The sequence below is a fragment of the Paracoccus sp. (in: a-proteobacteria) genome, assembly GCF_030538495.1.
Classification (GTDB): Bacteria; Pseudomonadota; Alphaproteobacteria; order Rhodobacterales; family Rhodobacteraceae; genus Paracoccus.
This window is the reverse complement of sequence record NZ_JAUNTW010000003.1, coordinates 121,407-134,753: the sequence shown is the minus strand read 5'-3', so window position 1 is coordinate 134,753 and position 13,347 is coordinate 121,407. Positions and strand designations below refer to the sequence as shown.

At 64.3% G+C, this 13,347-nt stretch carries 13 protein-coding genes and 1 tRNA gene; 8 read left to right on the top strand and 6 right to left on the bottom strand.

The window, feature by feature from the left end; all coding sequences use genetic code 11:
* Position 1: 1 nt before the first annotated feature.
* The 3 genes from Q4G20_RS03830 to Q4G20_RS03820 are packed head-to-tail and all read left to right on the top strand — an operon-like array spanning position 2 to position 2,206.
* The gene (locus Q4G20_RS03830; RefSeq protein ID WP_303342034.1) at positions 2 to 655 is read left to right on the top strand and encodes a CoA transferase subunit A; all 654 of its coding nucleotides are present in this window, start codon (positions 2 to 4) and stop codon (positions 653 to 655) included.
* Positions 656 to 667: 12 nt separating this feature from the next.
* Positions 668 to 1,348, top strand: a complete 681-nt coding sequence (locus Q4G20_RS03825) for a 3-oxoacid CoA-transferase subunit B (RefSeq protein ID WP_303342033.1) — start codon at positions 668 to 670, stop codon at positions 1,346 to 1,348.
* Positions 1,349 to 1,351: 3 nt separating this feature from the next.
* Positions 1,352 to 2,206 (top strand): alpha/beta fold hydrolase, encoded by an 855-nt coding sequence (locus Q4G20_RS03820; RefSeq protein WP_303342032.1) that lies wholly within the window; start codon positions 1,352 to 1,354, stop codon positions 2,204 to 2,206.
* A gap of 73 nt (positions 2,207 to 2,279) precedes the next feature.
* Here Q4G20_RS03820 and Q4G20_RS03815 read toward each other — a convergent pair.
* Positions 2,280 to 2,355, bottom strand: a tRNA-Tyr gene (locus Q4G20_RS03815).
* Between the two features lie 281 nt (positions 2,356 to 2,636).
* On the opposite strand from Q4G20_RS03815, the gene phnD reads away from it, so the two are divergent.
* The 4 genes from phnD (at position 2,637) to phnE (Q4G20_RS03795) (ending at position 6,066) form a co-directional block, all read left to right on the top strand.
* Positions 2,637 to 3,590 (top strand): phosphate/phosphite/phosphonate ABC transporter substrate-binding protein, encoded by a 954-nt coding sequence (phnD, locus tag Q4G20_RS03810; RefSeq protein WP_303342147.1) that lies wholly within the window; start codon positions 2,637 to 2,639, stop codon positions 3,588 to 3,590.
* Between the two features lie 63 nt (positions 3,591 to 3,653).
* Positions 3,654 to 4,478: a phosphonate ABC transporter ATP-binding protein gene (gene phnC, locus Q4G20_RS03805; protein ID WP_303342031.1), complete on the top strand. Its 825-nt coding sequence runs from the start codon at positions 3,654 to 3,656 to the stop codon at positions 4,476 to 4,478.
* Positions 4,475 to 5,272 (top strand): phosphonate ABC transporter, permease protein PhnE, encoded by a 798-nt coding sequence (phnE, locus tag Q4G20_RS03800; protein WP_303342030.1) that lies wholly within the window; start codon positions 4,475 to 4,477, stop codon positions 5,270 to 5,272. Before phnC ends, phnE (Q4G20_RS03800) begins: the two co-directional genes overlap by 4 nt.
* Positions 5,272 to 6,066, top strand: a complete 795-nt coding sequence (gene phnE / locus Q4G20_RS03795; RefSeq protein WP_303342029.1) for a phosphonate ABC transporter, permease protein PhnE — start codon at positions 5,272 to 5,274, stop codon at positions 6,064 to 6,066. Before phnE (Q4G20_RS03800) ends, phnE (Q4G20_RS03795) begins: the two co-directional genes overlap by 1 nt.
* Here the strand turns inward: phnE (Q4G20_RS03795) and Q4G20_RS03790 are convergent.
* The 4 genes from Q4G20_RS03790 to Q4G20_RS03775 form a co-directional block, all read right to left on the bottom strand.
* On the bottom strand, positions 6,063 to 7,097 hold the full coding sequence (locus Q4G20_RS03790; protein WP_303342028.1) for a tyrosine-type recombinase/integrase: 1,035 nt from the start codon (positions 7,095 to 7,097) through the stop codon (positions 6,063 to 6,065). The two genes, phnE (Q4G20_RS03795) and Q4G20_RS03790, sit on opposite strands and share 4 nt — an antisense overlap.
* A 1,299-nt stretch (positions 7,098 to 8,396) precedes the next feature.
* Positions 8,397 to 9,179: a 3'(2'),5'-bisphosphate nucleotidase CysQ gene (locus Q4G20_RS03785; RefSeq protein WP_303342027.1), complete on the bottom strand. Its 783-nt coding sequence runs from the start codon at positions 9,177 to 9,179 to the stop codon at positions 8,397 to 8,399.
* Positions 9,166 to 10,512: a TldD/PmbA family protein gene (locus Q4G20_RS03780; protein ID WP_303342026.1), complete on the bottom strand. Its 1,347-nt coding sequence runs from the start codon at positions 10,510 to 10,512 to the stop codon at positions 9,166 to 9,168. The genes Q4G20_RS03785 and Q4G20_RS03780 overlap by 14 nt, the downstream gene beginning before the upstream one ends.
* Before the next feature lie 119 nt (positions 10,513 to 10,631).
* The gene (locus tag Q4G20_RS03775) at positions 10,632 to 12,134 is read right to left on the bottom strand and encodes a DUF2125 domain-containing protein (RefSeq protein WP_303342025.1); all 1,503 of its coding nucleotides are present in this window, start codon (positions 12,132 to 12,134) and stop codon (positions 10,632 to 10,634) included.
* 75 nt (positions 12,135 to 12,209) lie between these two features.
* Here Q4G20_RS03775 and Q4G20_RS03770 point away from each other — a divergent pair, with 75 nt between their 5' ends.
* Complete coding sequence (locus Q4G20_RS03770) at positions 12,210 to 12,821, top strand: enoyl-CoA hydratase/isomerase family protein (protein ID WP_303342024.1); 612 nt, start codon at positions 12,210 to 12,212, stop codon at positions 12,819 to 12,821.
* Here the strand turns inward: Q4G20_RS03770 and Q4G20_RS03765 are convergent, their stop codons facing one another.
* Positions 12,822 to 13,316 carry a hypothetical protein gene (locus tag Q4G20_RS03765; protein ID WP_303342023.1) on the bottom strand — a complete coding sequence of 165 codons (495 nt, stop codon included), beginning with the start codon at positions 13,314 to 13,316 and terminating at the stop codon, positions 12,822 to 12,824.
* Between the last annotated feature and the right edge of the window lie 31 nt (positions 13,317 to 13,347).

The window sequence follows — 13,347 nt, the reverse complement described above, 5'->3', positions numbered from 1 at the left end:
GATGAAGGGCGCCATCACCGCAAACGACGCCGCCGCGCTGATCCCGGACGGGGCCAGCGTCATGATCGGCGGCTTTATGGGGGTGGGATCGCCCCACCGTCTGATCGACGCCATGGTCGAACGCGGGGTGCGCGACCTGACCATCATCGCCAACGACACCGCGCGGCCCGGTGTGGGGATCGGCAAGCTGATTTCGGCGGGCGCGGCGGCGCGCGTCGTGACATCGCATATCGGGCTGAACCCGGAAACGCAGGCGGGCATGATCGACGGGTCGATTCAGGTGGACCTGATGCCGCAAGGAACCCTGGTCGAGGCGATCCGCGCCGCCGGTATGGGCCTGGGCGGCGTGCTGACCCCTACGGGTCTGGGAACCGAGGTCGAACAGGGCAAACAAACCGTGCAGGTCAACAACCGCACCTATCTGGTGGAACCGCCGATTCACGCCGATTTCGCGCTGATTTCCGCATTTCAGGCCGATTATGTCGGCAATCTGGCCTATTCGCTGACCTCGCACAATTTTAACCCGGTGATGGCTTTGGCGGGGGCAACCGTGATTGCCGAACCGGAAATGATCGTGCCTGTTGGCGTGATCGCGCCCGATGCGGTGAAAACGCCGGGCGTGCTGGTCGATCATCTGTTGCTGCGACCGATGTAAGGGGGACCGATCATGGACGCCAAAGAACGCATCGCGCGCCGCGTGGCGCAAGAGATTCAGCCGGGGATGCTGGTCAATCTGGGCATCGGCCTGCCCAGCATGGTGGCCAGTTTCGTGCCGTCCCATCGTGGCGTGTTCTTTCAGGCCGAAAACGGCGTCATCGGTCTGGGCGCCCGCCCGCCCGAAGGGATGGAGGATCCGCATCTGACCGATGCTGGCGGCGGCTTTGTGTCCGCCGTGCCGGGGGCTGCGTCGATTGACAGCGCCATGAGCTTTGGCCTGATCCGGGGCGGGCATCTGGATATGACCGTGCTGGGCGGGTTGCAGGTGGACGAAGCCGGGCATCTGGCCAATTGGAAGGTGCCGGGCAAGATGGTTCCCGGCATGGGCGGCGCCATGGATCTGGTCACCGGGGCCGCGCGCGTGGTGGTGGCCATGCAGCACGCCGCGCGCGGGCAGTCGAAAATCGTGCCGGTCTGCACGCTGCCGCTGACGGCGCTGCGGCGGGTGGATCTGGTCGTCACCGATCTGGCGGTGATCGAACCCAGCGGATCGGGGCTGATCCTGCGCGAACGCGCGCCGGGGGTCAGCGTCGATGACATCATTGCCGCGACCGATGCGACGCTGATCATCCCGGATGCGGTGCCGGAAATGGACCTGACCGACGACGCGGCGGGTGCCGCGCGCGGCTGAACCATGCCACGGTTTCAGACAGCCGATGGCGCGTGGCTGGCCTATCGCGATCAGGGGCAGGGCCTGCCGGTGCTGTGTCTGGCGGGGCTGACGCGGGACGGGCGCGACTTTGCCTATCTGGCGCGGCATCTGGGCGATTGCCGGGTGATCCGGCTGGACAGTCGCGGCCGAGGCGACAGCGACTGGACCGGCGCGGACACCTATACCGTCGGGCAAGAGGCAAAGGACGCGATCGCGCTCTTGGATCATCTGGACGTGGCCGCGGCGGCGATCATCGGATCATCGCGCGGCGGGCTGCTGGGTCTGGCGATTGCGGCCACGGCGCGGGATCGGCTGCTGGGGCTGTGCATGAATGATGTGGGGCCGGTGATTGAACGCGACGGGCTGCTGCGCATCGGGCAGTTCATCGGCGTGGCCCCCACCGTTAACACATTGCAGGAAATCGCCGACCGCCTGCCTGCCGCGATGCCGGGATTTGCGAATGTCCCGGCCAGCCGCTGGGCGGATGAAACCGTCCGCCACTATGTCCAGACGGATGACGGGGTGGGGCTGACCTATGATCCGGCGCTGCGCCAGTCATTCGACACCGCGATGCAGGCCAACCCGCTGCCCGATGCATGGCCACTGTTTGACGCCTTGGCGGGGCTGCCGATTGCGCTGATCCGGGGGGCAGGGTCGGATCTGCTCAGCCCGGACACCGCCCGCGAAATGCGCGCCCGCCGCCCCGATATGCTGTTTGCCGAAATCCCCGACCGGGGGCATATCCCGTTTCTGGACGAACCGCAGGCGGTCGCAGTGATCCGGGACTGGCTGCACCACATCCGACAGGTCAGCTCCGGCGGCACGGTTGCTATCTGAGTATTTATGCACAGAAGAAGCCCCGTCGCCTTAAATGCTGAATGTCGCGTGCGAGGATTGGGCGTCAAAATAGAAAGATGGGTGGGGCTCGAACCCACACAAATCGCCCATTATAGGACCATCACCCTTACCTGCCGGGCCACCATCTTTCCAATTTTAGGGTAGCCGTCGCCCATCTTGAAGTCAAACGCGGGGTTGGAAAAGTTGCTATCTGAGTATTTATGCACAGAAGAAACCCCGGTGCGTATCTTCTGTGCGCAAATATCCTGGGGTGAGGCCCCTTGGGGCCGAGGGGCAACGCCCCTTGCCCCGCCCTCAAACGGCGCAAAGGGGGCGGCGCAAAACGTCACGCGATTGTCACGCGATTTGCACATTCACGTCACAATCCCGCCCTAGTCTGACCGTCAAATTCATATCTCAGGAGACGATGATGACCACCCTGCGTCTGACCGCCGCCACTGCCTTGGCCACTTTGCTGGCGCTGCCCGCCGTTGCGGAATTCAAACTGGATCCGCGTTTCACCGATGCCGATGGCGATATGGTCGCCGATATTCCGACCGATCCCGCGCAGCAGGTGGACCCCGCCACGCTGATCTTTGCCTATACCCCGGTCGAAGATCCGGCGGTCTATGTCGATGTCTGGAAAGAGTTTCTGGACCACATGTCCGACGTCACCGGCAAACCGGTCGAGTTTTTCCCCGTCCAGAACAACGCCGCCCAGTATGAGGCCATGCGCGCCGGTCGTCTGCACATTGCGGGCGTGAACACCGGTGGCAACGCGATTGCGGTCGCGTGTTCGGGGTTCCGTCCGTTTGCGATGATGGCCAATGCCGACGGGTCCTATGGCTATGAAATGGAAATCATCACCTATCCCGACAGCGGCATTTCGGAACTGACCGATCTGAAGGGGCGGCAATTGGCCTTTACATCGGAAACGTCGAATTCGGGGTTCAAGGCCCCGCAGGCGCTGCTGGAAGCCGAATTTGATTTGCAGGTCGAACGCGACTACACCCCCGCCTTTTCGGGTGGCCACGACAATTCCATTCTGGGCGTCGCGAACAAAGATTACGACGCCGCCGCAATCGCCAATTCGGTTCTGACCCGCATGGCCGCGCGCGGTGTGGTGAACAAAGACGATCTGGTCACGGTCTATAAATCCGACACCTTCCCGACCACGGGTTACGGCGTTGTCTATAACCTGAAACCCGAATTGCAGGAAAAAATCCAAGAGGCGTTTTTCAGCTTTGACTGGGCCGGCACGGGGCTGGAAAAAGAATTCGGCCCGCAGGGCGAAACGCAGTTCATCCCGATTTCGTTCAAAGACCACTGGTCGGTCATCCGCCAGATCGACGAAGCCATGGGCGTGACCTATACCTGCAACTGACGATTGCCGCAGATCGGGGCGGGCGGGGGCAACCCTGCCTGCCCTTTGTTATTGGGGGCTGCAATGCTGACCGTAGAAAAGCTGACGAAAACCTATCGCACCGGCGATAAGGCGCTGTCGGATGCGTCATTTACCATTCCTGCGGGGCAGGTCGTGGGCCTGATCGGGCCATCGGGGGCGGGGAAATCCACGCTGATCCGCTGCATCAACCGGCTGGTGGAACCGACCAGCGGCGCGGTGCGGCTGAACGACACCGACATCACGCGGCTGCGGTCGGGCGATCTGCGCCGCGCCCGTCGGCGCATCGGCATGATTTTTCAGGAATATGCCTTGGTCGAACGGCTGACGGTGATGGAAAACGTGCTGTCGGGGCGGCTGGGCTATGTGTCGTTCTGGCGCAGCCTGCTGCGGCGGTTTCCGCCCGCCGATATTCAGAACGCCTTTCGCCTGCTGGATCGGGTGGGGCTGGCGGCGCATGTCGATAAACGCGCCGATGCGCTGTCGGGCGGCCAGCGTCAGCGCGTCGGCATTGCCCGCGCACTGGAACAGAACCCCGAATTGCTGCTGGTCGATGAACCGACCGCCAGTTTGGACCCGAAAACCAGCCGTCAGATCATGCGGCTGATCGTGGAAATCTGCCGCGAACGGGGCCTGCCCGCGATCATAAACATTCACGATGTGGTGCTGGCGCAGCAATTCACCGACCGCATCATCGGGTTGCGCGCGGGGCAGATCGTGTTTGACGGCGCGCCCGGCGATCTGACCGGCGAGGCCCTGACCCAGATTTACGGCGAAGAAGACTGGGCCGCCATGCGCAAATCCGCCGACGAAGACGCCGAGGCCGAGGCCCATGACCGCGAAGCCCACAGCATGTTAGAGGCGTTATGACCCATCCGACCACATGGAAACGCCCGCCGCAATTGATCAAGTCGCGGTTCTGGCGGGTGGCGCTGACCATGGGCGCGCTGATCTATCTGATTGCCGCCTTCGGCACGATCGAGGTGAACTGGACCCGCGTTGCCGCCGGTCTGGAACGCGGGCAGCGGTTTGTCACCGGCTTTCTGACGCCGGATTTCACCACCCGTTGGCGCGACATTTCAGCGGGGCTGATCGAAAGCCTGACCATGACGTTCACGTCAACCGTCATTGGCGTGCTGATTTCCATTCCCATCGGCATCGGGGCGGCGCGGAATCTGGCGCCTCGGTGGGTGTATCTGATCTGTCGCAGCATCATCGCCATCAGCCGCGCCTTGCAGGAAATCATCGTTGCGATTTTCTTTGTGGCGCTGTTCGGGTTCGGGGCCTTTGCCGGGTTCCTGACGCTGGCCTTTTCGACCATCGGCTTTATCGGCAAATTGCTGGCCGAGGACATCGAGGACATCGACGAAAAGCAGGCCGAGGCGATCCGCGCCACCGGCGCATCCTGGATGCAGCTGATCAATTACGGCATCCAGCCGCAGGTCATGCCACGCCTGATCGGGCTGTCGCTGTATCGGCTGGACATTAATTTCCGCGAATCCGCCGTCATCGGCATTGTCGGCGCGGGCGGCATCGGGGCCACGCTGAACACATCGCTGTCGCGCTATGAATACAGCAGCGCGGGCGCGGTTCTGTTGATTATCATCGCCATTGTGATGCTGTCGGAATACGCATCGGGGCATTTGCGCAAATGGGTGCAGTGATGGAAAAACTGTGGCACTACCGCAGCCCCCGCGCGCGTCTGGCGATCTGGTTTGGCTGGTTTCTGACCGTCGCGCTGTTTGTGTGGTGCTGGCAATTGATGACGGCGCGGACGAATTGGGGCTTTGTCTGGGACGCGCCGCAGGCCGCGGGCGATCTCTTGGGCCGGGCGGTGCCGCCGCGGTGGTCCTATATGGAACGGCTGTGGGCGCCGCTCTGGGACACGATCAACATCGCCACGCTGGGAACGCTGCTGGGCATCATCATCGCGGTGCCGCTGGCCTTTCTGGCGGCGCGGAACACGACGCCTTCGGTGCTGATCTTACGGCCCTTTGCGTTGTTTTGCATCGTCGCCTCGCGGTCGATCAATTCGCTGATCTGGGCGCTGTTGCTGGTGTCGATCCTTGGCCCCGGTATTCTGGCGGGCATCATTGCCATCGGGTTTCGGTCCGTCGGCTTCATCGGCAAATTGCTGTATGAAGCGATCGAGGAAACCGACATCAAACAGATCGAGGCGATCACCGCAACCGGCGCATCTCAGGGGCAGATCCTGACCTATGGCATCGTGCCGCAGGTGCTGCCGACCTTTTACGGCATCAGCGTGTTTCGGTGGGACATCAACATCCGCGAAAGCGCGATTTTGGGGCTGGTCGGCGCGGGCGGCATCGGGATGCAACTGCAATCCAGCCTGAATGTGCTGGCCTGGCCGCAGGTGTCGCTGATCATTCTGGTGGTGCTGGCCACCGTGGTCATCAGCGAATGGGTGTCGGCGCGGGTGCGCCATATGGTGATCTAACCCAGCAGATCGGTGGCGGGGTTATCGGCGATGTCAATATCGGCGTAATACCGCTGCGCCTGCGCGGCGCTGCGATGCAGGGACAGCTGCATCGCCGCAACCAAGGGTGCGCCATCCAGAGCCGCCTGCGTCAGAAACCCCGACCGCAGCCCGTGCGTGCTGGCAAAATCGGGCGGGTATCCGGCCAGAACCAGCCGGTTGCGCACAATGTCGCGCAGGCTGGCGGCGTCCAGACGGCGGGGCAACACGCGGTCGGTTTTGCTGATCGGGCGAAACACCGGGCCGTCGCTGATCCGCGCCGCACGCAGCCAGATCATCACCGCACGCGCCGCCCGCCCCTTCAGCGGCAGACGCGGCGCGTCCTGCGGGCCGGTGGTTTTCGTGACCAGCAACCGGATGCGCAACAGCCCCGAGCCGTCAAAGTCGCGGTCATCAATATCATCGCGGTTCAGCGCCACGATTTCCGACCGCCTGCGCCCGCCCGACGCCCAGCCCAGCATCAGCGCCGCGCGGTCGCGCATCCCCCGATGGCTGTGATCACAGGTCGCCAGCATCTGTTCCAGCACCGCCCGCGTGATGGGATTGTCCGATTTCGGCGCCACAGGCCGCGCCGCCGCCCGTCGCGCGCGCCCACGCGCCTGCCGGATCAGCGGCGCGTCAAAGGGGCTGGGCAGGTTCTTCATCCGGTGAAACGCCTGCCAACTGGCGATGCGACGGTCCAGCGTGGACGGTGCCGGACAGGCCAAACTGCGCCGCAACCCCGCCGCGATCAGCGCATCGGCCACCTGCCGCGCGGGGCCGGCGGCGTCGGTCACATCGACCGAGTGATCCAGCACAAACCGCAGCGCGACGTTTTCAGCCTCGGGCCACTCCAAGGGCGCGTTAAACGCCGCGGCCTTCCACGCGGTGATATAGACCAAATCCCGTTCCCACGCCCGCAAGGTATTTTGCGGCGTGCCGCGACGATAGAGTTCGGTCAGCGCGGCGTCGTCCGCAGGCGACAGATGGGCGGGTGTAACAGGCAGGGACATGCGCGGATGGTGACGCGATGTGGGGGCGGGGTCAAGATGGGGGAACGGTATGCGAATCGGTTAACGGCTGCGCGAGGGGGCGGGGCAGGGCGCGCAGGATGATGCCCAAGGGGTTTTGTGCAGCATTGTGGGGCGTATGGGGGCTGCCGACGACAGGGGCAGGTTGGTCGTGTAAGGTTCGGCGCGCGGGCCGATGGTGGGGCAATGCGCGATGCGTCGATGGTGATGATGTGCATGCCGTCGCCTGTCATACGCTCCGCGCTGTCTTATGGGGCCTGTGCTGGTGTCCTACTGCGCCGGCACACGGGCAGGGGGCTTGTGACACTGAACCCTTTTGGCTTGGCTGATTACCGGCGCAGGTTGGGCGATGTGGGTCCGGCACGCTTCGCCATGCGATCAAATTGGTTCCATTCAGGTGAGGTCCGGCCCGAATGTTCCGGCGGCGCAGGGGCTACGCTGCGATGTGAGGCAGGTGGGGCGGCTGACGCTTAGGGGCGATGCACGATGTGCCGGTGGCTAAGATGCGCCTATTGCTGGGTTGCCACGCGCTCGAATCGGTTTCCGATCCGCGCCCTGTGCTGGTGCCCTATCGCGGCGATGCGGTCATCCGTTTGTTGCGTCACTCTGATCGGCGCATTGGACATGAACCTCTTGGCGCGGGGCTGATTACCGGTGCAGGTTTGGCGATGTGGGTCCCGCGCGTTTCGCCATGCGATCAAACTGGTTCCATTCAGGTAAGGTCCGGCCCGCCTGTCCCGGCTGCACGGAAGTTGTGTCACGATGCGGGGCAGGTGGGGCGGCAGATGCTTGGGGGCGAGATGCGCTATGTGTGGATGGTCATGGCGTGAATGCTTGCAGTTAAGCCGCCGTGCGTTGTGCGATCATTGCTATCGGTTGTGTTGCGACGGTTCCAAAGAGCGGAAAGATGCTTACCCATGATTGGCACAAAGATACCGGCGAATAACGGCGCAAGGTGTCGACGGGGCGGTTGTTTCGAACGTCGGGGCTGCGGGTATCGGCCAAAAGAACCCGCGCGCATTTCGCGCCGGGTTTGATCCGATGCGCCTTAATCCGCACCGGCGTATGCCGACATATTCGGGGGCTAAGCCGGATCGGCGCGGTTGGCCCGCACCGATCCGCCCGCAGGCGATAACACTTAACCCGTCACTATGAACGCCCGCCTTGCGGGAACCGGCGGACCGGTCATGATCGTGTTACCACCGTCGCGCGGGTTTGTGTGCGTTATCAGGGTTAACGCGCGCATCAATTGGCGCGCATTTCCATCGAATTTGATTCGAATTATTCAACCGAGAGCTGCTCCATCAACTCGCCATGCAGTCGCGGCCCCGCAATGACCAGCCCGTCGATCATCGCCTGCGGGCTGTTAAACCGCATCCGTTCGCCGTGGCGGTCGCTGACCACGGCACCGGCGCGTTCGGCGATCAGGCTGCCCGCCGCGATGTCCCATTCCCACGCGCCGCGCAGCGACAGGGCGGCGTCGAACCGGCCTTCGGCGGCCAGACACAGCCTCCACGCCAGCGACGGGCGAAATTCGCGCCGAAACGGCGGCACGCGCCCGCCGCGCCAATGCCCCCCATCCGTCGCCGCGCGATAGGTCAGCACCCGCGCGCCGTCGATCCCCACATCGGACGGCGCAATCGGGCGTCCATTCAACAGCGCGGGGCCGTCCGCTGTGGCGGTATAGGCCAGATCGCGGACCGGCAGATAGACAATCGCCGCCACGATCCGGTCGCCGCGCGATATGGCCAGCGAATGGGAAAACCCGTCCTGCCCGTCGATAAAGGCGCGGGTGCCGTCGATGGGGTCGATGATGAAACACTGTTCCGCGTCCAGACGGGCGGCGTCGGATTCGCTTTCCTCGGACAGCCAGCCGTAATCGGGGCGCGCGGTTTGCAACAGATCGGCCAGGGCGTCGTTGACGGCCAGATCGGCCTCGGTCACGGGGCCTTGGTCGCCTTTGTCCCAGACCTTGGGCGATTTCTTCCAGAACCGCATAGAGATGCTGCCCGCCAGACGGGCGGCGCGGGTCAGCAGGCTCAGGTCGTCGTCAGGCGCCGGCAACGGTCATCCCCCCGATCAGCAGGCTGGGGACCGTGGCCCCCCGGAACGGCGGCGCGTCATTGGCCGCGCGCATCGTCATCAGCATATCGCGCAGATTGCCCGCAATGGTGCATTCATTCACCGGATAGGCGATGCGCCCGTTTTCCACCCAAAACCCCGCCGCGCCGCGCGAATAATCGCCGGTGGTGGCGTTGACCGACGCGCCCAGCATGGATGTGACGATCAGCCCGCGCCCCATGTCAGCGATCAGATCGTCGCGGCTGGCGGTGCCGGAGGTCAGGATGACATTGCCATTCGTCGGGCTGGGCGCGGATGCCATACCGCGCGCGGCTGATGCGGTGCTGGTCATGCCCAATTTGCGCGCCGTCCCCAAATCCAGCGTCCAGCCGGTCAGCACGCCATCCGCGATGATCTGGCGGGGACGGGTGGCCAGCCCTTCGGCGTCGAAGGGGCGCGACGAAGGGTAACGCGGGCGCAGCGGATCATCGGTCAGGTCAAAGCCCGCAGGCAGCACCTGCGCGCCCAGATCGCGGCGCAGCCAACTGGCCCCGCGCGCAATCGCCGCGCCATTCACCGCGGATAACAGATGCGCAATCAGGGACGACGCCACGCGGTGATCATACAAAATCGGGAACGCGCCGGTGGGCGGTTTGCGCGACCCGGCGCGTGCCAGCGTGCGGTCGGCGGCCAGATGCCCGATGCTTTCCGGGTCGGGCAAATCGCTGGCAAAGGCGCGCGCCTCTCCGGCATAGTCGCGTTCCATCCCCAAACCTTCGCCGGTGATCGCGACCGTGGACAGGCTGTGCGTGCTGCGCGTGTAACCGCCCGAAAACCCGTTCGTCGCCGCCAGCCACATCCGCCGCAGGCCATAACCCGCCGCCGCCGATTCGACCTGCGAAATGCCGGGGCGCGACAGGGCCGCCGCCTCGGCCCGCAGGGCCATGTCCTGCAACGCATCGGGGCTGGGTTCGGGGGCGTTGTCGGCCAATTCCAACCCATCCGCATCGCGCCGCGTCGATAATTCGCCCGCATCGGCCAGCCCCAGCGTGTCATCGACCGGCGCTTCGCGTGCCATGGCGACGGCGCGTTCGGCCATGGCGGCAATCGTCGCCGCATCGGTCAGCGACCCGGACACACAGCCCTGACGCCCCGCGATCAGCACGCGCAGGCCGATGTCCACCCCTTCGGCCCGTTCGGCCTGTTCCAGCTGGCCGGAGCGCACCTCGATGCTGAGGGAACGGCCATCGACGGCCAAGGCATCGGCCTGATCGGCCCCGGCGCGGCGGGCCGCGTCGATCAACTGATGGGCAAGGGATGACAGATCGGCCGACATGGGTTTCCTTTCACATTCCCCCTGTTGTGCCGCGCCGCGTGCGAAATGACAACCGCAGCAAAAAGGGGCCGGGACAAGCGCCCCGACCCCCAATCTCGCATCAAATCGTAAAGATCCGGTTACTGGATTTGCTGGCCATTGGCGAAAATGCTGCCATCGTCGCGGAATTCGAATTCCGTTGCCAGCACATCGGCCTGACCGTCCACGGGGCGGGCGAACATCGCAATCATCATCCGCGCGCCCATGGCCTGATCCTGCGGGATCAGCCCCATGGCGACCAGCGTGTTCACCAATTCGTTCACGCCGCTGAACTGACCGTTGATGGTGCCGGTGGGCGCGGTCAGGTCTTCGCCAAAGGTCAGGGCGCCGGTCACATTGGCGCTTGCGCCTGCGCCGTCCAGAGCGACTTTGTTCACGTCCAGGCTGTGCAGCGTGGCGGGAACGTCTTCGTGGTCGGCCAGATCGGTCAGGTCAGCCTTCATCGTGGCCTGACCCGACAGGTCGATCGTCAGGTTCAGCGGATCGCGCGGCAGTTTCGATTCGGCGTCGAACAGCGTCCAGACCCCTTGGCCCAGCTCGACGCCTTTCAGGGCATAGGTCAGGGCGAAATTCTGCGGCTGTTCGGCGGCCAGCATCGGCATGGTCAGGCCAAAGGCGGTTTCCGCAATGCGATAGTCGATGACCGGCATGTCGGGGACGTTCAGGGTCACGCGGCCGTCGCGGCCGGTGCTGCCGTAATACAGCCCGTCCGCCGACATTTTCAGGGTCAGCGCCATTTCGCCGCCCGAAAATTCGCCGTTTGCTGCGGTCGTTTCGCCGTCCTCATCGGTGCCGGTCATGTCAAAGCGGCCCGTCAGGCTGGCAAAGCCCAGCGTCGCGTCAACCGCCATGCCGTCGCGCAGCGCCTGACCGGGGGCTTCGTTGAAATCGGCACCTTCGGGCGTGGCGCCGGCGGTTGTGCCGGTCAGGCCGGTGATGGTCAGATTCGCGGTCAGGGTGTCGAGTTCGCCCTCGTGGCTTTCATCTTCATCCCGATCCATGGTCATGGCCATACGCAGGTCCAGCGAATCAGCGGCCATTTCAGATGTTTGTTCGGTCCCGGCTGCGGTTTTCGTCACATGATGCCAGCCGGTCAGGTTGGTCATGGTGCCGGTCACAGGGGTCGGGTTGGTCGTGTCCGTCATCCGCGCGGCCAGCGTTGTGGTCGGCACGGTAAAGTCGTGACGCATGTCGTCCGGCGTGCCGGATGACACGGTTTCATTGCCCGGCATGGTCAGAACCACGTCGATGCCGGTTTCCTGATCGTCGTCATCGGTCGCGCGCAGCGCCATCAGGATGTCACCTTCGGCGATGCTGCGGACGGTCGCGCCGTCCTGACGGAACACGATGCGCGGAATGGTGATGTCGGCGCGGCTGTGGTCTTCGGTCGGCAGGGCCAGCACGACGTTGTTCACCGTCAGCACGTCGCCTGCGATGTCCTGACCGCCGACCGTCACGGCATAGCCCTGATCGACATAAGCGCGTTGCATATTGTCCCAGACCTGCGCCGGGGTCACATCGGCAAACACAGCGCCTGCGCCAATGATCAGCGCCAGACCCGAGGTTGAAAGAGTGCGAAACATATCAGATACCTTTCTTCAAAGGATGGGTTGGCAGGGTTGTGACACAGCGTCAGCCCTAAGGAAAGGGAACAAGTTGTGATCAAATGTGACATTGATGACGGCGTGATGACATTGACCATTGCGCGCCCGGATAAGGCCAATTCTCTGACCGGTGACATGCTGTCGGATTTGATCGCGGCACTGGACCGGGTGGCGGATGCGGGCATCCGCGCGGTGATCCTGACGGGCGAGGGGTCGGTGTTTTCCGCAGGCGCCGATCTGGATCAGGCACGCGCGGGGCTGGCCACGTCGCCGCTGTGGGATCAGTTGTCGGGGCGCATCTCGGCGCTGCCCTGTCTGACAATCGCGGCGCTGAACGGCACGCTGGCGGGCGGCGCGTTCGGCATGGTGCTGGCTTGCGATCTGCGCGTGGCGGTGCCGGGGGCGCGGTTTTTCTATCCGGTGATGCGGCTGGGCTATCTGCCGCAGCCCGCCGATCCGGGGCGGCTGCGCGATCTGGTCGGACCCGCGCGGGCGAAAATGATCCTGATGGCGGGGATCAAGGCCTCGGCGGATCAGGCGCTGTTGTGGGGATTGGTGGATCATATCGTTTCGGGGGATGATCTGATGGCTACGGCGCGGGACTGGGCGGGCGATGTGCGCGCCGCCGATCCCGCCCATGTCGCGGCAATCAAGGCCATGATCTGATCACATCAGACCCGACACGACATAATAATCGGTGACGGCGCGTTCGTCCTGATACCCGATGCCGGATGCGATGATGCAACTGGTGTCGTTGTCACGCTCGGCCACCAGGGTCCACGTCCCCAGCACGTCGGACCCCCACAACTCGGCCCCCGCGACCTGCTGCGTATCAACGGGGTTTTCGGCAAAATCATGGCGCAGCGTCATGGCGATTTCCGCGTCGCTGGCGCAATAGGGCTGATCGTCAATCGCATCATCCGACAGCGGCATCGCCGGAGCCTGCGCCATCAGCGCGGCGGGCGTAGTGCCGGACATGGCCGACCATGCCTGAACCGGCTGGTCAATGCTGGCCATGGCAGGGGCAGCCAGCACCGCGGCCATGCCTGCGGCCAGCGTCATGCGGGCGGTGCGGATCAGGGTGCGGAACATGGCGGCCTCGGGGTTCGTAAATGCGTTCATCATGGCGGGGAAACGTGCAATCGCTGCGCGCGGTTCCATCCGGCCCGGTCACAGCCGGTTGAACGCCGCC